The sequence below is a fragment of the Bradyrhizobium iriomotense genome, from assembly GCF_018129405.1.
Lineage (GTDB): Bacteria > Pseudomonadota > Alphaproteobacteria > Rhizobiales > Xanthobacteraceae > Bradyrhizobium > Bradyrhizobium iriomotense_B.
The window spans coordinates 246,601-266,001 of sequence record NZ_JAFCLP010000007.1 but is presented as its reverse complement, the minus strand read 5'-3'; the positions used below and the strand labels follow the sequence as shown (position 1 = coordinate 266,001).

The window sequence follows — 19,401 nt, the reverse complement described above, 5'->3', positions numbered from 1 at the left end:
CAGAACGCTACCCCGCGGTCACGTCCACGAGTTCGCCGCCTTCGAGCACCTTGGCCGCCTTGGCGCGGTCGAGATCGCCTTCCCAGGCTGCGACCACGACCGTCGCCACGCAATTGCCGACGAGGTTACCAAGCGCGCGGGCCATGCCGATGAACCAGTCGACCGACAGCACGAGCACGAGGCCGATCGCGGGAATGCTCGGCACCGCGTTCAGCGTCGCGGCCAGGATCACGATGGCCGAGCCCGGCACGCCATGCGCCCCCTTCGATGTGATGAGCGAGACGCCGAGCACCAGCAGGAGATCGCCGAACGATAGGGGCGTGTTGGTCGCCTGCGCGATGAAGACGACGGCGAGCGTCAGGTAGATCGAGAAGGCGTCGAGGTTGAAGGAATAGCCGGTCGGGATGACGAGGCCGACGACGGAATCCTTCACGCCCATGCGCTCCAGCTTCTTCATGATCTGCGGCAGCACCGCGTCCGAGGACGCAGTGGCGAGCACGATGGTGAGCTCCTCGCGCAGGTAGGCGAGGAATTTGAGGATGTTGATTCCGGCGAGTGCCATGACTCCGCCGAGCACGCCCAGCACGAAGATGCCGACCGAGACGTAGAACAGCATCACCAGCGACACGAGCTGCTTCAAGGAGCCCACGCCGTATTTGCCGACGGTGTAGGCGACCGCGCCGAGCACGCCGAGCGGAGCGACACGCACGATCAGTCCCATGACGCGGAACAGTACGGTCGAGGCCGCATCGATGATGGAGGTGACGAGCGCGCCCTTCTCGCCGCCGACGAGCGCGAGGCCGACGCCGAACAGCACGGCGAAGAACAGCACCTGGAGCACGTCGTTGCGCGACAGCGCATCGAAGGAGGTGGTCGGGATCACGTTCATCAGGAAGGCGCCGATGCCGCCGCCGGACAGCTTGTGGGCGTTGTCGGCATAGGTGTTGAGCGCCTTGGCATCCAGCGTCGAGGGATCAATGTTCATGCCGTGGCCGGGGCCGAAGAGATAAGCGAGAAAGAGGCCGACCACGAGAGCCACCGTCGTCATGACCTCGAAATAGACCAGCGCCTTGACGCCGACGCGGCCGACCTTCTTGAGGTCGCCCGCACCGGCAATGCCGTGGACCACGACGCAGAACACGATCGGCGCCACGATCATCGAGATCAGCTTCAGGAAGGCGTCGCTGAGAATCTTGAGCCCGATGGCGAAGTCCGGGACGGCCATCCCCAGGATGACTCCAAGCACCAGCGCGGCCAGGACCTGGACGAACAGCGAGGTGTAGAGCGGCTTCGGCTCGACGGCGGGTGCCGCGGCGATGGTCGACATAATGGACTCCCCTTTTGTGCGTCTTGGACGTCACAAAGGAGCAACAACCGTGCCAGAATGTCGCGGCTACGTCCGAGAAACGGGCTATTCCGCCGCCTTGGCCGTCTTGCCGAACATCCGCGTCGGGGGCGGGAAGCCGCAGGAGGTGCCGTCGATGACTTTCACCTGGCCTTCCCATGGCAGGCGGAACGTACCGGCGACCATGTCCTGCATGAAGGTGTAGGGGCAATCCATCGCGCCACCCTTCACCGCGACATAGCCGCGGTGCCAGAGCTGGTAGATGTTGTTCTCCACGCCCCAGTTGATACGGGCCTCGCGCACGAGGTCTGGCCGGACCTCGGCGGTGATGATCTCGTCGGCGCGGCCGGTGGTGCCGTGCGCCAGCACGGTGCCGTCGAAATTGACGATCATGCCTTCGCCCATGGAATCGAACGAGCCGTCCGAGCCGCACATGCAGACGTTCGCCGTGACCATCAGGTTCTGGAACGAATTGGCCTGGTTGGTGAAGCGCCAGGCCTCGCGGATCGGCGCGGTGTAGCCGGCAGTGCGGATCATGATCTCGGCGCCCTTGTAGGCGCATTCCCGCGCCATCTCCGGGAACATGCCGTCATGGCAGATGATCAGCGCGATCTTCGCACCCTTCGGCCCCTCGATCACGGGAATGCCGATATCGCCGGGCTCCCATGGCTCGACCGGAATCCAGGGATGAAGTTTTCGGTAGTAGAGCTTGATCTCGCCGTGGTCGTCGATGATCAGGCCGGAATTGTAGGGGTTACCGTGCGGGTTGAACTCCATGATGGAGAAGCAGCCCCAGATCTTGTTGTCGACACAGGCCTTCTTGAAGGCTGCGACCTCCGGTCCATCAAGCCGGCACATGATCTCGGGATTGGTGTCCATCGAGAGGCCGTGCAGCGAGTATTCAGGGAACACCACCAGATCCATGGTCGAGAGATTGCGGCGCGCCTTGCCGACCATCCAGACGATGCGCTCGGTCTGCCTGGCCAGATCGGCCGGGGTCACGACGTTCGGCAGCTGCAGCTGCACGAGCCCGATGACTACGCCCTCAGGCGATTTGTTTAACCCGCCAAGCCCGTTCATCGTCACCTCCCTGGGTCTGCACGGCACCTTGCGCGCGGCCAGTTCTCGGCAGAGCAAATCCGATTTTGGCAATGTGCAAAAGTCCATTTTTCAGGCGGCAGGCGATCGTCGTGCTCGCGTGGGGCGCCGGCCCCAAGCGCAGGCCGACGCCCATTGTTGCGGCGCGGCCTGCCTCAACTCTCGGCTTGACCCTCCAATTTGCCTGATGTCAGAGTTATGACATGAGTACAGCAAAGCGACATATCGCCAGCCTTCGCGACGAATATGCCGAGATGACGCGGCAGCGCATCGTTGCGGCCTTTGTCGAGACGCTGGAGGATGAGGCGGCCGACGACGTTTCCATGGCTGCGGTGGCCAAGCGCGCGAAGGTGGCCGAGCGCACGATCTATCGGCACTTCAAGACCCGGGCGGAGCTGTTTGCGGCGGCCGGAGAGTGGATCGAGGACAACGTCTTCAGCTACATTCCCTTCACTTCGCCCGACGAGCTGCCTGAGATCTTCCGCAAGCTGTGCAAGCGGTTCGATCGTCATCCGCATCTGGCGCGCGCCATTGCGATGACGCGGGCGGGCCGAAGGGTGCGCGCCGGTTTCCGGCGGCACCTGATCGACCAGCATCGCAAGGCAATGGCGCCGCTGGTGCGGCATCTTCCCGCCAGGGAAGTCCGCCAGGCGGAGGCACTCGCGTCTTATCTCAACAACGTGCTGGCCTGGAATGCGATGCGCGAGGACTTTGGCATGTCCAGCGCCGAGATCGCCGACGCCATCGAATGGGCGCTCACGACGCTTTTGAAGGACGTCCGTCAGCGCGACGCCGTCGCTGCGCGCAGTGGCAAGGCCGGCAAGTCCCCGCGCAAGCGAACCGCGGCGCGCGAAAGCACCGGCGTTGAGTGAGGCAAGCATGAATGCGATCCCCGACGATCTCCTGATCAACGCGCCCGACGAGGTTCGCATCCGCCAGGATCTGGTGCTGACGGCGCTCGGCCGGCGCCCTGCCGACCGCGCCTTGCGGGTCGGCAAATTTCTCGATGTGCACAGCCGCACCTGGAGCGAGGATCAGGAGATCGTCTTTAGGGGTCGCCGCATTGCCTGGGTTGGACCGGCCGGCAGCTATCCCGGCGAGGTGCGCGAGCGCGTGCACCGGCCGGATCTTGCGGCCGTGCCCGGCTTCGGCGAGGTGCACAAGCATATCGAGAGCTCGCATCTGACGCCGGAATGGGAGGCGGCGCTGGTGCTGCCGCATGGCAATACCTGGACCTGCGAGGCGAGCCACGAATTCTCCAACGTGAACGGCGCGCGCAATCTCGAATTCTGGTTCGAGGCACGTCGTCGCGGTTCGCCGCTGAAGATATTTCCGCAACCCGGTTCGGCTGTGCCGCCGACGGCTTACGAATGGGGCGGCGGCTGGTATGGCCGCGATGAGCAGGCCCGCTTCATGGGCGAGAGCCTGATGGTCACCGGGCTGGACGAAGTCATGGATTGGCCGGCGGTGTGGAATCCCGACAATCCCTCCTACAAGCGGCTCTGGGGCATGATCGAGGCGACATTCGCCGCGCGCGGCGTCGTCGAAGGCCACGCGTCGGGCTTGCGGGATCTGCCGTCCATCAACGCCTTTGCAGCGGCGGGGCTTGCGTCCGACCATGAAGTGCAGACTCCGGAGGAAACCTGGGACAAGCTCACCCGCGGCTTGTTCGTCGAGCTGCGCGTCTATGCCATGAACGAGATCGTCAAATGGCTGCTTGCTAAGGGTTTGCAGGACTGGTCGCAGATCGCGTTCACGACCGATGACCGCAGCGCCAGCCATACGCTCGAGCTCGGCGCCAGTGATCACAATGCGCGCGTCGCGATCGAGGCCGGCCTTGCCCCCGAAATTGCAATCCAGTGCCTCACCATCAATCCGGCGCGGCACATGCGCCTCACCCCGTTCGTCGGCAGCCTGGCTCCGGGGCGCTTCGGCGACGTCGTACTGCTCTCGGACGTCGCCAGGCTCACGATCGCCGAAGTGTGGGCCGATGGCGCGCAGGTCTCCGACGGTAAGCGCTATCTCGGCAAGGTACCGGCGATCGAATGGCCGGAATGGGCTACGAAGACCGTCAATATCAAGCGCACGATCAACCCTCAAGATTTCGAGCTTCCGGCTGCGCCTGGCCGCACCACGATGAAAGCGGCGGTGATCCGTCCCTTCCATTGGCATCCCGAGTTCTACACGCTCGAACTGCCGGTGCGTGACGGTGCCGTGCAGCGCGACGAGAGCGAGGCCATCACCAAATTTGCCATCGTCGATCGCTTCTCCGGCGACGGGCGCGTGGCCAAGATGTTCTGGCGCGGCTGCGGACCGCGCACGCCCGAGACGGCAGTTGCCTGTTCGGTGGCGCACGACAAGCACAATATCTGGGTGGTCGGCTCGTCCGACGCGGCGATGGCAAAGGCAGTCAACGCGCTGATCGAGCTTCAGGGCGGATGGGCGCTGGTGCGCGAGGGCGAGCTCGTTGCCACCGTACGCTTCGAGGTCGGTGGCTTGATGAGCTGTCGCTCCGCACAAGCGCTCGATGCCGAGATGCAGGCGCTCTATGCGGAAGGCAGCAAGGTCGACTGGATGTATGAGCCGACGTTCCGTCCGCGCTGGTATCCGGGATTCCCCGAGCGACTCATGTTTGCAACGCTGACCTGTGCACCCTGGAGCTGGGTGCTGGTGGCGCCGTGCGAGCAGGCGCCGCTCGGCTTCATCAACGTGCAGACCGGCGAAGCGCACCCGGTGGTCTGGTAGGGGGAACTGGGATGAACGAGATGACGAAGCCGCAAGCCGCCTCCGCCGACCCGGCACCGCAGGCAGCCCCGGGCCTGCTTGATCGCACCTTTGGCCTCACCGAACGTGGCACGAGCATTGGTCGCGAGGTGATGGCCGGAGCGACGACGTTCGCAGCCATGGCCTATATCATCGCCGTCAACCCCGCGATCATGTCCAACGCCGGGATGGATCGCGCCGATCTCGTCAGCGCCACGGCGCTCGCCGCGATCTTCGGCTCCGTCATGATGGGGCTGTGGGCCAACCTGCCGCTCGCGGTTGCGCCCGCGATGGGATCGAACGTCATCTTCACCTATGTCATCGTCAAGCAGATGGGCATGCCCTGGCAGGGCGCGCTCGCGATGGTCGCTTTCACCGGCGTTCTGTTCCTGATCCTCAGCCTGTCGAAGCTGCGCGAGAAAGTCGCGAAGGACGTGCCGGAAGCGCTGAAGATCGGCATCCAGGCAGCGGTCGGCACCCTCATCGTCTTCATAGCGCTGCGCGGCGCCGGGTTCGTCGTCCAGAACCCGTCGACCTACATTGCCATGGGATCCCTGCGCAGCCCGCCGGTGCTGCTGACGTTGTTCGGCCTCCTGCTCACGCCGGTGCTGGTGGCGCGCCGGGTGCCGGCAGCGCTGATCCTGTCGATCGCAGTGCTGACCCTGATCGGCTTCTTCGTTCCGGGTGCCAACGGCAAGATGGTGACGTCGGTGCCATCGGCCATCATGGCGTGGCCGCGCTGGCCGACCAGCACCTTCATGGCGCTCGACATCGGTTATCTCTTCAGCCATTTCGTCGTGGCGCTGCCACTGCTGTTCTATTTCCTGTGCGCCGAATTCTTTTCGACGCTGGGCACGCTGATCGGCGTGACGGGGGCCGCCAATTTGCGCAAGCCCGATGGCTCGATCCCGAACGCCACTGCCGCGTTTGCGACCGACGCGACGGCTTCGGTGGTCGGACCGCTGCTCGGGACGTCGGTCGTCACGGCCTACATCGAATCGATCACGGGTGTGCAGGCCGGCGGCCGCACCGGCCTGACCTCGCTGACCGTTGCGGGATTCTTCTTTCTCGCATTGTTCTTCTGGCCGATCTTCGTCATCATCCCGCCGCAAGCGACCGCGCCCGCGCTGGTGCTCGTCGGCGTGCTGATGATGCAGGGGCTCGCCCGCATCGACATGACCGATCTCGTCAATGCGGTTCCGATCGTGCTGACGCTGCTGGTCACCGTGCTGACCAATAACCTCATCAACGGAATGGCCCTGGGCACGCTGAGCTACATCGCCCTTGAAGTGGCCGTCGGCAGGCGGTCGCAAATTCCGGCGATGGTGTGGGGACTTGGGGTGGTGTTCGTTGCTTACGCGATCGTGATTGCGCAGATCTTTTGACGCCTGCGTTTAGGCGGCGAGGTCCAGCAATCTGCATGATCCGCGCACCAGCGCCTTGCGCCCGGCCGGCGTCATCGCCGGAACACCGTCATTGACTACGACAAGGCCGAGCTCGACCAGGCTTTTGACGACGTAGGCCTTCGCGAGGCGACCATTCGACACCGGATTGCGAAGTGCCTTCAGCGCTTCCCATTGGTCGAATGAAAGATCGAAGTCGAAATCGTTGCTCATGCTGCCTCAGGCGATCGTCCAGTTCGCGTAGCCCCTGTTAGCGGCGCTGCATGAAGACCGTGCGACGACAATGAGTCGGGAATTCGGTCAGCTGTTTAGAACGTCTCTTCACAAATTGCCGCACTTCGTTGCATCACAAAAGTTAAGATCGCTCGCGCACGAATATCGTTCCGATCTTCGATCACTAATTGATGATCCGCACTTGATGTTGCGCTGCGAACTATCGCGGTGCACGGGAAGTATCGCTGTCCCATTCTGCGTCGCGATATGCACAGAAATCATGAGGCGAGGGGCTCAGGACTCTGTTACGTTGGTTCGCGGGGAATGGCTTCACATGGCCGGAGTGGAGTGCATGAACAGGCTGGTGGAAATTCGCAGTCAGGAATCCCTGTGTCGCGAGCGCGCTGCTCTGGATGCAGAGCGCCGGGTGTTCTGGCTCGCGCAGGCCCAGGAGTGGGAGCAGCGCGCGCTCGACGAAATTGCGTATCACTTTCGCGAGTGCAACCTCGTTCCGGCCGAGTTGACCGCCGCCTGACGCCACAGAGGGCGTCGTCGCCGCCTACTGATACGTCGCCACGATATCGGACACCGCGCGCTCGAGCTGTTGTGCGGTGGCGCATTGGCGCACGACGCTGCAAAAGGTCGCGTAGCGCGGCATCTCGGAATCGCCAAAGCCCCAGGCGAGCCGCCCCTCGGGATTGAGCCAGACCAGCCGCTTCGAGCGCTCGGAGATGCGGCGCAAGATATCGGCGCGCGGGTCGAGATTGTTGCTGCGGGCGTCGCCGAGCACGATCACCGTGGTCTGCGGTGTCAGCGTGCTCATGAAGTCCTTCTCGAAATCGACCAGCGAAGAGCCGTAGTCGGACGAACCGAAGCCGACCTTGGACATGATCTCGGCCATCGCTTCTTCCGGCGAGTTCTTCTCCAGGATTTCGCTCACCTCGATCAGGTGCGAGGAGAAGGCGAAGGAGCGGACGTCGTCGACGACCTCGTGCAGGGAGTGGATCAGCAGCAGGAAGAAATCGGACACCTGCGCGACCGAGCCCGAGACGTCGCAGAGCGCCACGATCTTCGGCCGGTCACGGTGCTTGCGCTTCCACGCCGTAAGGAAGGGGACGCCGCCCCAGGCGGCGTTGCGGCGCAGCGTGCGGCGGACGTCGAGATGGCCGCGGCGCTGGCGCTTGCGCGGCTTGGAATAGCGCTCGCGCAAGCGCCGCGCGATCTGGCGGATCAGTGCGCGCATTTCGGCGACCTGGCGCCGCTCGATACGGGCTAGCGGCGCGTTGCGCAGGATCTCGTTGCGGAGGTTTTCGGCTTCCTCGCGGGCATAGAGCGCAAGCCCCTGCGAGACCGTGTCGCGCACCGCCTCGCGCAAGGCATCGAGCGCGGCGCGCAGACGCTCGGCCAGTGCCGGGTTGCTTGCGGTCAGCTTGTCGAGCTCGTCGCGCAGGCGCTGGAGGCCCATGGCGTCGAGGATGCGGCTGGAGAAGATGCCGCGCTGGGTGGAGTAGCGGATGTCGGACAGGGATGCGGCGCCGGCTGCGCCGGCGATCGCGGCCGCGATGGCATTGCGATCCTGCGACAGCAGCATCTGCGCGAGCGGCCCGAGTTCCTGTTGGGGCGAACCGCCTTCAGCATCGCTGGCCACGCCGGAAGAGGGCGCTTGATCCGCGTCCTGCGAGCCATCTTGATCGGCACCCTCGGGCTGGTCCTGTCGCGGCTCGGGCCGACTGAAGAACAGGTCAAAGCAATCGCCGAGCGCGAGCTTCTCGTCCTGCGATTTGGCGAGCGTCAGCAGCAGCGCGTCGCGAAGGATGGTCCGGTCGGAAAAGCCGACCTGCGACACCGCGCGCATCGCATCGATGCTCTCGGCGGGCGAGACATGGACGCCGACGCCGCGCGCCGCCCGAAAGAAACGATGGAGGTTCTCGCGCATCGGCGTCAACCGAAGACGTTGGACCGGGCCGCCTTGGCAATGAAGGTCGTCACCTGCGGCGCTGCGGCCTCGATGTCAGCTTCGTATTTCAGGAGCACGTTAAGGGTGTCCTTGACGGTATCGGTGTCGAGCTCCGTAGCCTGCAGCAGCACCAGTACGCGCGCCCAGTCGATGGTCTCGCTCACGGAGGGCAGCTTCTTCAGGTCCAGCGAGCGGATTTCGTGGATGAACCCGACCATCTGCCGGCGCAGCGTCTGCGAGATGCCGGGCACGCGGCTTTCGACGATGCGCTCCTCCAGCCGCTGCTCGGGGAAGCCGATATGCAAATGCAGGCAGCGTCGCTTCAGGGCATCGCCCAGGTCGCGCTCGCTGTTCGAGGTGAGGATCACCGTCGGCGGGGTGATCGCCGAGACGGTGCCGAGCTCGGGGATCGTGACCTGGAAGTCGGACAGGATCTCGAGCAGCAGCGACTCGAATTCAGCGTCCGATTTGTCGATCTCGTCGATCAGCAGCACGCAGCCACCCGGCTGCTCCAATGCCTGGAGCAGCGGTCGCGGCTCGACGAACTCCTTGGAGAAGAACACGTCGCCGAAATCATGGAGCTGGTCGAGTGCAGCGTGCAGCGTCTGCGCCCCGCCGAGCACTTCGCCGAGCTTGTCCTTGAGGATCTGCGTGTAGAGAAGCTGCTTGGCGTATTTCCACTCATAGAGCGCCTTGGCCTCGTCGAGACCCTCATAGCATTGCAGGCGGATCATCTTCATGCCGCGCCAGGCGGCGATCGCCTTGGCGAGCTCGGTCTTGCCGACGCCCGCCGGGCCCTCGACCAGGATCGGCTTCTCGATCTGTCGCGACAAATAGACGGCGGTCGCGATCTGCCGGCTCGCGATATAACCCTGCGCGGCGAGGCCGCTCTCCACCGCCTCGATCGACGTCGAGGCCTTCTGTTCTGCCACGAAATGGCGCTCCCAAAGATACTGCTTTGAGGCTTGTTCTGCCTGCGTTCCCGGCAAAGAACAAGCCTCGTTTGGGAGACATCAGATCCGCGTGAGCGGCGTTTTTTCCGTTCAGCGCAAATAGTTGAGCGGTTCTTCGGTCGCGCTCAGTGCTGCAACAGCTCCGGCTTGCGGATCGTCTGCCGGACTTCGGCGCCGCAATCGACGCATTCGTAGACGAAGTCGATCTTGGCAAGGCTCCAATGCGGCTCGACCTCGCGCACATACATTGGCAGGAACCCCATGCACGTCGGGCAAATTACAGGCGCGATTTCGATGTCCTGATGATGCTGTACATAAGCTGGCATCTCGGCTCTCCTTCGCAGACGACCACCAATCCCCGCGCAAAAGGTACTGCCGGTTGCTGCAGAGCCGTCATCAACTCTTTCGAACAGAGACGGAACGGCGGGCGTTTGTCGTTCGCTGTGACATTCTTGTTACGCCTCTGTACTGTAACGGGCGGACCAAATGCCTATTTCTCCGGCCGAGCCGCATTTCTCGGACCCTCAGTGCAACGATAAGGGAGCAACGCCCATGACGCACGCCATTCGTTTTCACAAGACCGGCGGACCGGAAGTCCTGGTCTGGGAAGAGGTCAGTGTCGGCAAGCCCGGACCTGGCGAGGCGCGTATTCGCCACACCGCCGTTGGCCTCAACTTCGTCGACATCTACAACCGCTCCGGTCTCTATCCCGCGCAATTGCCGAGCGGGCTCGGCAGCGAGGCCGCCGGCGTCGTCGAGGAGGTCGGTCCAGGTGTCACCGATCTGAAGCCGGGCGATCGCGTCGCTTATGGCGCTTCGCCCCTCGGTGCCTATTCCGAGGCGCGGCTGATCCCCGCCGACCGTCTCTTGAAGCTGCCCGATGGCGTCGATGACAAGACTGCGGCGGCGATGATGCTGAAGGGACTGACGACGCAATACCTGATCCGGCAGACCTATCGGGTGAAGGCCGGTGACACCATCCTGCTCCATGCCGCGGCCGGCGGCGTCGGCCTCATCCTCGGCCAGTGGGCCAAGCATCTCGGCGCGACCGTGATCGGCACGGTCAGCAGCGACGAGAAGGCGAAGCTCGCCAAGGCGCATGGCTGCGACCATGTGATCATCTACACGCGCGAGGATTTCGTGAAGCGGGTCGACGAGATCACCGGCGGCAAGAAGGTGCCGGTGGTGTACGATTCCGTCGGCAAGGACACGTTCCTGAAATCGCTGGATTGCCTCGCGCCGCTCGGCGTCGCTGCGCTGTTCGGCCAGTCTTCAGGCGCAGTCGAGCCACTCAATCTCGGCCTGCTCGCCCAGAAGGGCTCGCTCTACGTCACCCGGCCGACGCTGTTCACCTATGCCGCCAGGCGCGAGAACCTGGTCGCGATGGCGGGCGAGCTGTTCGACGTCGTCAAGTCCGGTGCGGTGAAGATCGAGGTGCACCAGACCTATCCGCTGAAGGACGCGGCCAAGGCACATGCCGATCTCGCCGCGCGCAAGACGACGGGATCGACCGTTCTCCTGGTGTAATATTCGTCCGGACGCTGATGCAGGCCGCCGCGGCCTGCATCACGTTCGTTCGTGCTTGCGCAGGTCACGGACGTGATCGAGGCGGATCGCCTGGAGATCGACGTCCTCGGGCTCGATCTGTGGGAGGGCTGCCTCGGCCAGGATGGCCTCGGTGACATCCTCGACCGAGTTCTCCACGATCTCGTGGATGAACGAGACGTTCCGATACTCACCCGAGGCGAGGCGGGAGATGATCTCGCGTCTGGTGACTTCAGGATCGACGACGGCCTCGCGGCCGCGCCGCCCGTAGTCGATCATCACGACGAAATACTGCATCACGCAATCCTGCCGCGCCCCATGGTCGGGTGCGCGGCAGAGTATTTCTGAAAAACGGAATCAAGTCAAGATAGATTTCCAAAAATCGGAAATCATCGGGTGCCTACTTGCTCTTCTTGCGGGGGCGAGCCGACTTGGCGCGCAGCCGTTCGAGTTGCCCCTTGGGCATGGAGAGGCAAATTTCCCCGACCCAGTCGAGCTTGACGCCGACAATCGGCTTGGCGTTGAAGCTGGTGAGATTGACGACGGAGGGGGATTTGCCCCGCTCGATGGTCTTCAGATAGCGTTCGCCGGTCTTGAGCCGGACCACCGCCTCTTCGCCGTAGAAACTCGACAGCGGGTGGCGCTGGTCCTTGTAGACCACGATCACGTCGCCGCTCTCGTACTTGGGCAGCATCGAATCGCCTACGATCTCGAAGGCAACGGTCTCTTCCATGATCGGGAACGGCAGCGCGATGTCACCGAGACCTTCCGGGGGAACCTGCTCATAGTCCGGCTCGATCACGGCGCCAGCCCCGACGCGGCCCATGATCGGCGCGAGATTGAGCTCGAGATATTCCATGATCGGAATGATTTCCGACGCCTTCACCAGGCGCTCGCCGCCGAGGATCTCCGACACCGCGCCGGGCCGCACGCCCATGGCAGCTGCCAGGCCGCCCTTGCTCTTGCCCGTCTTCTCCAGGCCCCGCTCGATCATTGCAACGTCCAACATGGTGATTCCCTCGATTGCCCATCGTGTCGTCTCTTGTAATCCGAAATTCGGAATTGATGCAATTATGAATATCAGAATTTTCGCTTGACACTCGTTTCGGAATACCGGAATGTGCGTCCCGCCTCCGGATCATGCGGTCGGAGGAGGCGCATTACAGGACAGCATCATGGAACCGGGCCATTGGCCGTCGGAACACTCCGACGCGCTTCGCGACTATTTTCTCAAGGGAATGTCTTATGCGGAGATCGGAAGGCAGATTAACGCAAGGTTTGGAACGGCTTACACGCGCAACGCGGTGGTCGGCCGCGCCAAGCGGCTCGGGCTTGTCGTACCGGAATGGATGACGAGCCCGTCGATCGCGCCGGTTTTGCCGGGCGAGACTGGTCTGCTTTCGCCGCGCCGGGCGGCATTGCCGAACCTGAACCTGCCGCCGAAGTCCGCAATGAAGCCAGCTGCGCGGGTCAAGCTCCGCTGCGTCGGCGTCCAGCCGCGCCTGATCGAGCTGGTCGAACTCGAGACGGCCGACTGCCGCTATCCCTACGGCGGCGACAAGGACGGGGAGGAAATCACCTTCTGCGGCCATCCGCGCCAGCCGGACTCCAGCTATTGCGCACCGCATGCGCGCCTGACGCGCCGTTGCGGAGCTGCGTCCGCCCGCATCACAGCTCCTGTCGCGCTGAGGCTGGTCTCCCCCGCCTGAAGCTGCGCCGTCCGTTCAATCGTCAGTCTTGCAAGGAGCATCCGAGTGGCACGTGCCCGACGCAACAAATCCTACAAATTGGCGCAGATCTACGACCGGCGGTCGCGGGAGGTGCCGTTCAATGCCGAGGTGGCGGAGGTGGAGGTCGACAATCCGCTCGCGCTCGATTCCGGCGAGAAGATCCTGGCCATCCGGTCGGTCCGCAGCGATCCGCTCGGCCGGCTGCACGCGCACCACCAGATCGACGAAGCGCAATATCGCGGTGGGCGCGCCTTCCAGAACGACTGGGAGCGGGCGGAGCGAGGCCCTCAGGCGGTGGATACGACCCGCGAATATGTCGATGGGGCCGGCACGCGCGAGCCTGTCACCGAGAGCCAGCGTCAGGCGGTGCTGCGGTTGAACCGGGTTGAGCACGAACTTGGCACCGACGGCGCCGCGCTGGTGCACGACGTGCTGGTGCTGGGTCTGACCATGGATCAGATCGGGCAGCGTCGTGCCGTCCGTACGCAGCGCTGGAACGATTATTTTGCGCGGCGGTTTCGCGAATGCCTGGATCGGCTGGCGCTGATCTACGGCTTTGCAACGGAGACGGGGACACGGCGTGCGGACCGGCCCCGATGATTGCGGCACGCCGGCGGTCTCGGCCGCCGGCGTGCCGGCCTGCCGCTTACGGATGAGGTACAATCGGGTAGGGCGTGGTGTAGGGCTCGACGCGGAGCGAGGCGTTGGCGAGCAGTCCGATCATGGCGGTCGGCGCCTGCTGCAATTCACCGTTCGGGCCGCGATGCACGTTGTATTGCCAGACAGTGAGGTCGCCCTTCTGTGCCAGCGCATGTGCAACGGCGCTCGCATCATTGCCGCCGAGCGCCTGCAGCTCCTCCGTCGACAATCCGACGACGATTTCGTCCTTGATGGTGACGATCTTGAACAGGTTCATCCTGGCCTCCTGCGCCCATGCGCCTTGTATCGAGAGGGTGAGAAGCGCGACCGCGGCGCCCTTGATGAGATCGCAGCGAGAAAGCATGCCGTCGTCCTTGTGCTGAGGCGCGCCCGAATCGATCAGTTCATCAGCCATGGCGCCCGTGATCTGCGTGGCCGTTTCGCAAACGCTTGGTCGCTCGATCTTGAACAACGGTTCACGGGCGGAGATCTCGCCGGGCGTGATGAACCTTGATGCGAAGAGGGGAGTCGAAGCCGAAGGCTCAAGGGGATAGGTTGGATGAAACTCGCCGGAACTGTTTGCCTTCTCGTCTGTGTCGGCGCCGCGGGCACTGCTGCGGCCGCAGATCCCTTTTACATCGGCACCTGGACATTCACGGCCGCCGCGGTCGCGCCGTGGGCCGATTCGCTGCGCAAGCCCGACGGCGCCGAGCGGGAGCGGCTGATGGGCAAGGCAGTCGTCCTGAAGGCGAAGGAGATCTCGGGGCCGCGGCCCTTTGTCTGTGCCAAGCCGCAGTACAAGGTGGCCGATTATGGCCCCGACATGATCTTCCAGGGCGCATTCGACGAGATGCAGCGCGTCGACAAGAAGGCCGATCCGAAGGCGCTTGCCGTCTCGCTCGGCTTTGCCGGCACGTCAATCAAGACCCTGGAAACCGGCTGTGAGATCGACGTTCATTTCGTCGACGATACAACCGCCGAGGTGGGACTCAACAATTACGTGTATACGCTGAAGAAGCGCTAGACCGCCTCCGCCAATGCCCATTCACACCTGAAACAAGGCGAAATGCAGTGCGAGTTGACAGCGATCGGTGCTGCGTGCCTGATTAATGCAGCTTCTTGACGCAGGTGGGTGACGACGGCTCATATTCCTGTTATCCGGAATTGCGGTGGAGCGATGCAGACGAAGCATCGCCAAGTCGGTGGTTGCGCTTGCCGGACGGGTTGTTCCTTGGCATAATTGCAACCTTCTCGGTTGAGTCCGGATGTGTCGTCGGGCGTGCTAACCTGCCGGGGGCTCCGGCCGAGAGTTGTGCCCTCCATGGCGTCCGGTCGTGGTGTTCGGCTCTCGCGTGGACCCGATCTCAGTTCAGGAAGGCCGATGCTTGTCATAGGTGCGAGATGAAGAACCTCAACTTCGCGGCTGAATTGCACCTCAAGCTCGGCGCGCCTGCGAGCGGCACAGTCGAAAGCCTGCGCCTGCTCCGCGCTTTCCTGAAGCTCGCGCCTCGACAGCGTTTCGAGGTGATCAAACTCGTTGAAGACCTCGCCACCGAAGAAGCCCTTCCCGAACACCCCCTGTCGTGAGCCGGACCGCGCGTCTCGCGCCTTTTTCCCTCCCTTTCCTGCCCAAGCCGGCCTCTCGGGGGTGTTTGCCCCGGCGTTCGCTGCTGGAAGGTGGTCAGGCAAGTGTGGTAACAGTCAAGAAAAAGGGAGGAGTGCGACCATGATCGAACCGAAGCTCGAAGTTCCGGCCGAACTGCGCGACCTGGCCGAGAAGACAATTGACCAGGCGGAAAAAGCATTCGGAATGTTTTTCGATGCCGCCACGAAATCGATGACGTCCGTTCCGGGAGCCGGGACGGAGGTGTCGAAGCAGGCGCTCGCTTTCACCGAGCAGAATATGAAATCGGCATTCGAGCATGCACGCAAGCTCGTGCATGCCACCGACCTGCAGGAAGCGATGCGGATCCAGTCGGATTTCCTGCGCAGCCAGTTCACCAGCGCCGGAGATCACATGCGCCAGATGACCGGCAGTCTCATGCAGTCGGGCAAGGGCAAATCCTGATACCTGGTCTGTGTGCCAGCTGCCTACAAATTGATCTTGCGCCGCATGAAGATCCGCATTTCGATGTTGGCGCAGGTCCATGATGGGCCACCGAATGATCTTTCATTCGCCGTCCATCATCCTTTCTGCTGATCCCTGTCGGTCCTCCGGCAGGGATTTGCATTTATGGCAGGTGTCGCGGTCGGCCTGCCTCTAAGGACGTAGTGATCCGATGTATGCCGCGATGTCGCCAGCTTCGCTGCGGCTCAAGGGAAAGTTCGGCATCTTCGGATGCGGGTCGAGCAGGAAGAAAGCGAGCTTCTCCGAACTGAACTCCGGCCGCCGCGCAACGGATGCAAAGGAGGGGACGTCGGCGCTGGCTGCCGCCTGGCCATTGGCCACGACATGGCAGCTTGCGCACCAGCGCTTGGCGAGGTCGGCACCGTGACCGGCATCGGCGGCCAGAGCAGAGGACGTGCCTAAGCTCGAGGTCACGACGAGCAGCAGGCAAATTCGTCTCAAATGCTGGTGCATAGGGCAACCTTCATGCGTTCGCCTGCGGCCGTGCTCATCCGCAGCACGATCCCGGAAATTGCGAGAGATCGATGCGGGCGATGATCGACCGCAGCAGCCTGCGGGTCGCTCGATAGAGATGCCGCGCGAATGACGGCGTTCTCGTCGCGGGCAGGCCGAGGCCTTCAAGACTTTCGGTATAGTGCGACACGTGTCTCTCCGACGCTACATGGCCTTTCTAGCCTGCCGGCCCGGAGTTGCCTTGATCTGCCGCAAGGGCGCTTCCGGCTAATAGTCGCCGGGGTTCATGATCATCGGGCTTTTCGTATCGGCCGGGGCGAGTGCGCTGCTGGCGCTGTCGCGCAGGAAGCGGTCGAGCGTCGCCTGGATCTTCTCCTTGACCGCGTCGGGGCCGCGGTCGCTCATCTCGGTGTGCTGTGCACCGGTGTGGACGATGTCGATGCCGCGCGCCTTGGCCTCCTCCGGTGTCGGCAGCACGCCCGGATCGGCCAGGAAATGCGGATCCTTCGAGCGGAACGACAGGATCTTCATGTTGTCGCTGAGGACGAAAGGCACTCGCAGATTATCGAGCGTGATGACTTTCGACACCAGCTCCGGGTGCTGATGGGCGACATACATCGAGACGTCGCCGCCGTTGGAATGTCCAACGAGGGTGATGTGGTCGTAGTCCGCGTTCTCCTGCCGCCGCTTCAGTTCGCCCAGGGTGAAGAGGATATTCGCCTCGCAGCGGATGTAGACTTCACGCCGGCCGACATATTGCTGACCGACATGGGTCATCAGCGGCGGGTCGCTCGGCAGGTCCTGCTGGATGCTGGCAACGAGATAGCCGCGCGCCGCGAGCACGTTGGCGAGGAAGGAATACTCGGTGGCCATGACGGTATTGCCGTTGCTGATGATGGCAAGCGGCAACTTCCAGAGACCGAGATTGGCCTTGGTCTCGTAATCGCGTCGCACCGCGATCTCGACCGAGATCGGCCGCTGGCGCGAGGCGTCGAACAGGGTCAAAGTCTCGTGGCGGATCGCGAACCGGCTGACGATGAAATATTCGCCGACCCCGAGGAGGCAAAAAAACGCCAGGATGGCAAACACCCTCTTCATGATTCCGTCTCAATCACTTTCGGCCGAAAATGGTCATTGGAAGCCCCCCGATCGAGCGATCGTGAGCAGGTTAAGGGATTAAATTTAGGCAAGTCTGTGCGCAAGACCGCAAAACGGCCGCATGCCGGGTCCGCTACGCGAAGCAAACGAGCTACAGGCAGCCGCCCCTGTTACGTTCGGGGCAGAGCCGAAACGCGCTCGACAGCGTGAATAGAAAGCGCGGGCTGCGGCGTTCATTGTCCGGCGCCCGGTAGCTCAAGGGGACGGCCACGCCGAAATCGGCCTGGACGTCGTCCCACAGGAAGAAGCGCACGCCGGCTCCGGCTGACGTCAGCGACAGGCCATCGCTCAGCCGGTAACCGTCGTTCCAGACTGCGCCGGCGTCGCCGAAGGCGTAGAGCTGATAGCCGCTCCAGTAGCGGAAATTGAGCTTCTGGTCGAAGCGCAGCTCGAGCGAGCCGGCAAGACCGTTGTCGCCGCTGATCTCGGCTGCGCCATAGCCCCGGCCGAAGGCCGCGCCGCCGAGGTAGAATTGCTGCGAGGTGAACAGTGGCCGCGATGCCGTCTGGCTTGCCGCCGAGAGCTTGAGCGACCAGGCGTCGTTGAGCGTCTGGTAGCGCGTGAACCAGAGGTTCAGCACCGAGAAGTTCGACGAGGCGCCGTCTCGCGACAACAAATCGTCGTCGAAATGTGAGGCACCGAAGACGTCGAGGCCCTGGCGGTAGGTCAGCGTCGCGAAGTTGGTGCCGCCGAAGCGATCCTGGAGCCGGTAGTCGGCGGTCAGGCTCGCGGTCCTGATGTGGTCGTTGTACCAGGGGCCGTACAGGTCATGCTCCGACACGTTGCTGAAGGTCCCGGCCAGGGTGAGCGTCAGTGCTGAGGATTGCGACATGAAGGGCACCGTGCTTGCCCGCACCTCGAAAGCTTCGGTCGTGGTGATGTCGCTGTCGAGGCGGCGGGCGTCGCCCGGCCGGACCGCACTGTACAGGACGGACGCGCCGAGCCGCACACCGTCGACGCCAACGGGCGCGTCATAGGACAGCCGGGCGAAGCCGAGCTCGCGCGGGTCGTTGGCGATGGTCGACAGGTTGACCGCCAGCGTATCGCCGGGCGTGAGGTAGGAGTTGAATGCGCCCGTCGCGTAGGTCTGCCACGGACCGACGGAGGACGAGCCCAGATTGTCCAGACCGAACGATGTGAAGACGTGCCAGGTCTTCAGATGGACGGTGAGGCGGAAGCGGCCGGTCGCGCCACCGACCTCCTCCAGCGCGGTATCGGTGATCCGGACGCCCGGTCTGCCGTTGATGAGGAAGAGCTGGCGTTCGAGCGTTGCCAGCCGCGACGGTTGCTCGGCCAGAACCGGTTCGAGCATCGGCCTCACGCCGAACTGCCCGGCGCCGTCGCCCTTCAGCTCGGCCTGCACGATGGCGCCTTCGATCACCTGAATCCGGACGCGCCCATCGGCAATGTCTTGCGGCGGCACGATGGCCCTGCTCAGATGGAAACCATCGGCGCGGTAGAGGTCGCCGATCGCGCCGGCGATCGCGGCGAGATCCGCCTGTGAGACCTTCTTGCCGAGATAGGGTCGATAGACCGCGATGATACGATCGCGAGGGACGGCATGAGCACCGGTGACGCTGATGTCGCGCAGGACGAATTGGGGCTTGGTGTCGCCGCCGGTGTTGGTTTGGCCGATGGTCGGGAGCTTGACCGGGGGACGGTTCAGAGTTTCCCGCTCGGTTTGGTTTTCAAAGTATTTCTCGGGCTGGCGAGGATCAAAACCCGGCTGGTTCGCCTGTTGTGCGAATCCTTGCGGCACTCCCGCAAAAATCGGTACCAGCAACGCCAATGCGGCAATGAGATGCCGCTTCTCAGCGCACGCAACAAACCTGTCTCCGTAGTTTAACGGAGCGGTTGCCACGGGGCGGTAAGGGATCGTTAGCCGCATGATTTTTCATAGGTTTTTATGGTCAATGATTGGTTAATGCGGCAACTCCACTGACCTCTTCCTGCTAATCCTCTCTTGAGTGATTTCGGATACGCCTCAGGTCCGGCTGTCACGGGGACTGAGGATCG

23 protein-coding genes are annotated in these 19,401 nt (G+C 63.4%); 10 read left to right on the top strand and 13 right to left on the bottom strand.

The window, feature by feature from the left end:
- Nucleotides 1-7: 7 nt before the first annotated feature.
- Together JQ592_RS18035 and JQ592_RS18030 are read right to left on the bottom strand one after the other, a co-directional pair.
- Nucleotides 8-1,327, bottom strand: coding sequence for a dicarboxylate/amino acid:cation symporter (locus JQ592_RS18035; RefSeq protein ID WP_211404150.1), 1,320 nt, complete (start codon nt 1,325-1,327; stop codon nt 8-10).
- An 84-nt stretch (nt 1,328-1,411) separates the two neighbouring features.
- A complete protein-coding gene (locus JQ592_RS18030) occupies nt 1,412-2,425 on the bottom strand; it encodes a formamidase (protein WP_211404149.1) in 1,014 nt (337 codons plus the stop codon).
- Nucleotides 2,426-2,646: 221 nt separating this feature from the next.
- Between JQ592_RS18030 and JQ592_RS18025 the strand changes: the two genes are divergently transcribed.
- Genes JQ592_RS18025 through JQ592_RS18015 form a run of 3 tightly spaced genes read left to right on the top strand, consistent with a single transcriptional unit; the run spans nt 2,647 to nt 6,591 of the window.
- The gene (locus JQ592_RS18025) at nt 2,647-3,315 is read left to right on the top strand and encodes a TetR/AcrR family transcriptional regulator (RefSeq protein WP_211404148.1); all 669 of its coding nucleotides are present in this window, start codon (nt 2,647-2,649) and stop codon (nt 3,313-3,315) included.
- 7 nt (nt 3,316-3,322) lie between these two features.
- Nucleotides 3,323-5,188: an adenine deaminase gene (locus JQ592_RS18020; RefSeq protein WP_211404147.1), complete on the top strand. Its 1,866-nt coding sequence runs from the start codon at nt 3,323-3,325 to the stop codon at nt 5,186-5,188.
- Nucleotides 5,189-5,199: 11 nt separating this feature from the next.
- Nucleotides 5,200-6,591: an NCS2 family permease gene (locus tag JQ592_RS18015; RefSeq protein WP_211404146.1), complete on the top strand. Its 1,392-nt coding sequence runs from the start codon at nt 5,200-5,202 to the stop codon at nt 6,589-6,591.
- A 9-nt stretch (nt 6,592-6,600) separates the two neighbouring features.
- Here JQ592_RS18015 and JQ592_RS18010 read toward each other — a convergent pair whose 3' ends face one another.
- Complete coding sequence (locus JQ592_RS18010) at nt 6,601-6,822, bottom strand: hypothetical protein (RefSeq protein WP_211404145.1); 222 nt, start codon at nt 6,820-6,822, stop codon at nt 6,601-6,603.
- A gap of 352 nt (nt 6,823-7,174) precedes the next feature.
- Between JQ592_RS18010 and JQ592_RS18005 the strand changes: the two genes are divergently transcribed.
- Nucleotides 7,175-7,357, top strand: a complete 183-nt coding sequence (locus JQ592_RS18005) for a hypothetical protein (protein ID WP_211404144.1) — start codon at nt 7,175-7,177, stop codon at nt 7,355-7,357.
- Between the two features lie 24 nt (nt 7,358-7,381).
- On the opposite strand, the gene JQ592_RS18000 is transcribed toward JQ592_RS18005, so the two are convergent.
- From JQ592_RS18000 to JQ592_RS17990, 3 genes are all read right to left on the bottom strand, one after another.
- Nucleotides 7,382-8,758 carry a vWA domain-containing protein gene (locus tag JQ592_RS18000; protein WP_211404143.1) on the bottom strand — a complete coding sequence of 459 codons (1,377 nt, stop codon included), beginning with the start codon at nt 8,756-8,758 and terminating at the stop codon, nt 7,382-7,384.
- Between the two features lie 5 nt (nt 8,759-8,763).
- On the bottom strand, nt 8,764-9,711 hold the full coding sequence (locus JQ592_RS17995; protein ID WP_211404142.1) for an AAA family ATPase: 948 nt from the start codon (nt 9,709-9,711) through the stop codon (nt 8,764-8,766).
- Nucleotides 9,712-9,857: 146 nt separating this feature from the next.
- Entirely contained in the window at nt 9,858-10,058 is a 201-nt protein-coding gene (locus JQ592_RS17990) for a hypothetical protein (RefSeq protein WP_045006692.1), read from the bottom strand.
- A 226-nt stretch (nt 10,059-10,284) separates the two neighbouring features.
- Between JQ592_RS17990 and JQ592_RS17985 the strand changes: the two genes are divergently transcribed.
- Nucleotides 10,285-11,259, top strand: coding sequence for a quinone oxidoreductase family protein (locus JQ592_RS17985; protein ID WP_211404141.1), 975 nt, complete (start codon nt 10,285-10,287; stop codon nt 11,257-11,259).
- A gap of 39 nt (nt 11,260-11,298) precedes the next feature.
- Here JQ592_RS17985 and JQ592_RS17980 read toward each other — a convergent pair whose 3' ends face one another.
- Nucleotides 11,299-11,574: a hypothetical protein gene (locus JQ592_RS17980; RefSeq protein WP_211404140.1), complete on the bottom strand. Its 276-nt coding sequence runs from the start codon at nt 11,572-11,574 to the stop codon at nt 11,299-11,301.
- A 103-nt stretch (nt 11,575-11,677) separates the two neighbouring features.
- A complete protein-coding gene (locus JQ592_RS17975) occupies nt 11,678-12,286 on the bottom strand; it encodes a S24 family peptidase (protein WP_211404139.1) in 609 nt (202 codons plus the stop codon).
- A 166-nt stretch (nt 12,287-12,452) separates the two neighbouring features.
- On the opposite strand from JQ592_RS17975, the gene JQ592_RS17970 reads away from it, so the two are divergent.
- Together JQ592_RS17970 and JQ592_RS17965 are read left to right on the top strand one after the other, a co-directional pair.
- Nucleotides 12,453-12,986 (top strand): GcrA family cell cycle regulator, encoded by a 534-nt coding sequence (locus JQ592_RS17970; protein WP_211404138.1) that lies wholly within the window; start codon nt 12,453-12,455, stop codon nt 12,984-12,986.
- A gap of 45 nt (nt 12,987-13,031) precedes the next feature.
- Entirely contained in the window at nt 13,032-13,607 is a 576-nt protein-coding gene (locus JQ592_RS17965) for a hypothetical protein (protein ID WP_211404137.1), read from the top strand.
- 46 nt (nt 13,608-13,653) lie between these two features.
- On the opposite strand, the gene JQ592_RS17960 is transcribed toward JQ592_RS17965, so the two are convergent.
- Entirely contained in the window at nt 13,654-14,010 is a 357-nt protein-coding gene (locus tag JQ592_RS17960) for a hypothetical protein (RefSeq protein WP_211404191.1), read from the bottom strand.
- A 195-nt stretch (nt 14,011-14,205) separates the two neighbouring features.
- On the opposite strand from JQ592_RS17960, the gene JQ592_RS17955 reads away from it, so the two are divergent.
- The 3 genes from JQ592_RS17955 to JQ592_RS17945 all read left to right on the top strand — a co-directional run bounded on the left by JQ592_RS17955 (nt 14,206) and on the right by JQ592_RS17945 (nt 15,714).
- Complete coding sequence (locus JQ592_RS17955) at nt 14,206-14,670, top strand: hypothetical protein (RefSeq protein ID WP_211404136.1); 465 nt, start codon at nt 14,206-14,208, stop codon at nt 14,668-14,670.
- A gap of 377 nt (nt 14,671-15,047) precedes the next feature.
- Complete coding sequence (locus JQ592_RS17950; protein WP_007601490.1) at nt 15,048-15,233, top strand: hypothetical protein; 186 nt, start codon at nt 15,048-15,050, stop codon at nt 15,231-15,233.
- Nucleotides 15,234-15,372: 139 nt separating this feature from the next.
- Entirely contained in the window at nt 15,373-15,714 is a 342-nt protein-coding gene (locus JQ592_RS17945) for a phasin (RefSeq protein ID WP_211404135.1), read from the top strand.
- 192 nt (nt 15,715-15,906) lie between these two features.
- Here JQ592_RS17945 and JQ592_RS17940 read toward each other — a convergent pair whose 3' ends face one another.
- From JQ592_RS17940 to JQ592_RS17925, 4 genes are all read right to left on the bottom strand, one after another.
- On the bottom strand, nt 15,907-16,227 hold the full coding sequence (locus JQ592_RS17940; protein ID WP_211404134.1) for a c-type cytochrome: 321 nt from the start codon (nt 16,225-16,227) through the stop codon (nt 15,907-15,909).
- A gap of 34 nt (nt 16,228-16,261) precedes the next feature.
- The gene (locus tag JQ592_RS17935) at nt 16,262-16,417 is read right to left on the bottom strand and encodes a hypothetical protein (protein ID WP_211404133.1); all 156 of its coding nucleotides are present in this window, start codon (nt 16,415-16,417) and stop codon (nt 16,262-16,264) included.
- A 77-nt stretch (nt 16,418-16,494) separates the two neighbouring features.
- A complete protein-coding gene (locus JQ592_RS17930; protein ID WP_211404132.1) occupies nt 16,495-17,325 on the bottom strand; it encodes an alpha/beta fold hydrolase in 831 nt (276 codons plus the stop codon).
- 151 nt (nt 17,326-17,476) lie between these two features.
- On the bottom strand, nt 17,477-19,273 hold the full coding sequence (locus tag JQ592_RS17925; RefSeq protein ID WP_211404131.1) for a ShlB/FhaC/HecB family hemolysin secretion/activation protein: 1,797 nt from the start codon (nt 19,271-19,273) through the stop codon (nt 17,477-17,479).
- Nucleotides 19,274-19,401 lie beyond the last annotated feature (128 nt).

What these genes read in the sequence shown, in the direction of transcription:
- JQ592_RS18035 (WP_211404150.1), bottom strand. Translation starts at nt 1,327, where the DNA reads ATGTCGACCATCGCCGCGGCACCCGCCGTCGAGCCGAAGCCGCTCTAC.
- JQ592_RS18030 (WP_211404149.1), bottom strand. Translation starts at nt 2,425, where the DNA reads ATGAACGGGCTTGGCGGGTTAAACAAATCGCCTGAGGGCGTAGTCATC.
- JQ592_RS18025 (WP_211404148.1), top strand. Translation starts at nt 2,647, where the DNA reads ATGAGTACAGCAAAGCGACATATCGCCAGCCTTCGCGACGAATATGCC.
- JQ592_RS18020 (WP_211404147.1), top strand. Translation starts at nt 3,323, where the DNA reads ATGAATGCGATCCCCGACGATCTCCTGATCAACGCGCCCGACGAGGTT.
- JQ592_RS18015 (WP_211404146.1), top strand. Translation starts at nt 5,200, where the DNA reads ATGAACGAGATGACGAAGCCGCAAGCCGCCTCCGCCGACCCGGCACCG.
- JQ592_RS18010 (WP_211404145.1), bottom strand. Translation starts at nt 6,822, where the DNA reads ATGAGCAACGATTTCGACTTCGATCTTTCATTCGACCAATGGGAAGCG.
- JQ592_RS18005 (WP_211404144.1), top strand. Translation starts at nt 7,175, where the DNA reads ATGAACAGGCTGGTGGAAATTCGCAGTCAGGAATCCCTGTGTCGCGAG.
- JQ592_RS18000 (WP_211404143.1), bottom strand. Translation starts at nt 8,758, where the DNA reads ATGCGCGAGAACCTCCATCGTTTCTTTCGGGCGGCGCGCGGCGTCGGC.
- JQ592_RS17990 (WP_045006692.1), bottom strand. Translation starts at nt 10,058, where the DNA reads ATGCCAGCTTATGTACAGCATCATCAGGACATCGAAATCGCGCCTGTA.
- JQ592_RS17985 (WP_211404141.1), top strand. Translation starts at nt 10,285, where the DNA reads ATGACGCACGCCATTCGTTTTCACAAGACCGGCGGACCGGAAGTCCTG.
- JQ592_RS17980 (WP_211404140.1), bottom strand. Translation starts at nt 11,574, where the DNA reads ATGCAGTATTTCGTCGTGATGATCGACTACGGGCGGCGCGGCCGCGAG.
- JQ592_RS17975 (WP_211404139.1), bottom strand. Translation starts at nt 12,286, where the DNA reads ATGTTGGACGTTGCAATGATCGAGCGGGGCCTGGAGAAGACGGGCAAG.
- JQ592_RS17970 (WP_211404138.1), top strand. Translation starts at nt 12,453, where the DNA reads ATGGAACCGGGCCATTGGCCGTCGGAACACTCCGACGCGCTTCGCGAC.
- JQ592_RS17960 (WP_211404191.1), bottom strand. Translation starts at nt 14,010, where the DNA reads ATGCTTTCTCGCTGCGATCTCATCAAGGGCGCCGCGGTCGCGCTTCTC.
- JQ592_RS17955 (WP_211404136.1), top strand. Translation starts at nt 14,206, where the DNA reads ATGAAACTCGCCGGAACTGTTTGCCTTCTCGTCTGTGTCGGCGCCGCG.
- JQ592_RS17950 (WP_007601490.1), top strand. Translation starts at nt 15,048, where the DNA reads ATGAAGAACCTCAACTTCGCGGCTGAATTGCACCTCAAGCTCGGCGCG.
- JQ592_RS17945 (WP_211404135.1), top strand. Translation starts at nt 15,373, where the DNA reads ATGATCGAACCGAAGCTCGAAGTTCCGGCCGAACTGCGCGACCTGGCC.
- JQ592_RS17940 (WP_211404134.1), bottom strand. Translation starts at nt 16,227, where the DNA reads ATGCACCAGCATTTGAGACGAATTTGCCTGCTGCTCGTCGTGACCTCG.
- JQ592_RS17930 (WP_211404132.1), bottom strand. Translation starts at nt 17,325, where the DNA reads ATGAAGAGGGTGTTTGCCATCCTGGCGTTTTTTTGCCTCCTCGGGGTC.
- JQ592_RS17925 (WP_211404131.1), bottom strand. Translation starts at nt 19,273, where the DNA reads ATGCGGCTAACGATCCCTTACCGCCCCGTGGCAACCGCTCCGTTAAAC.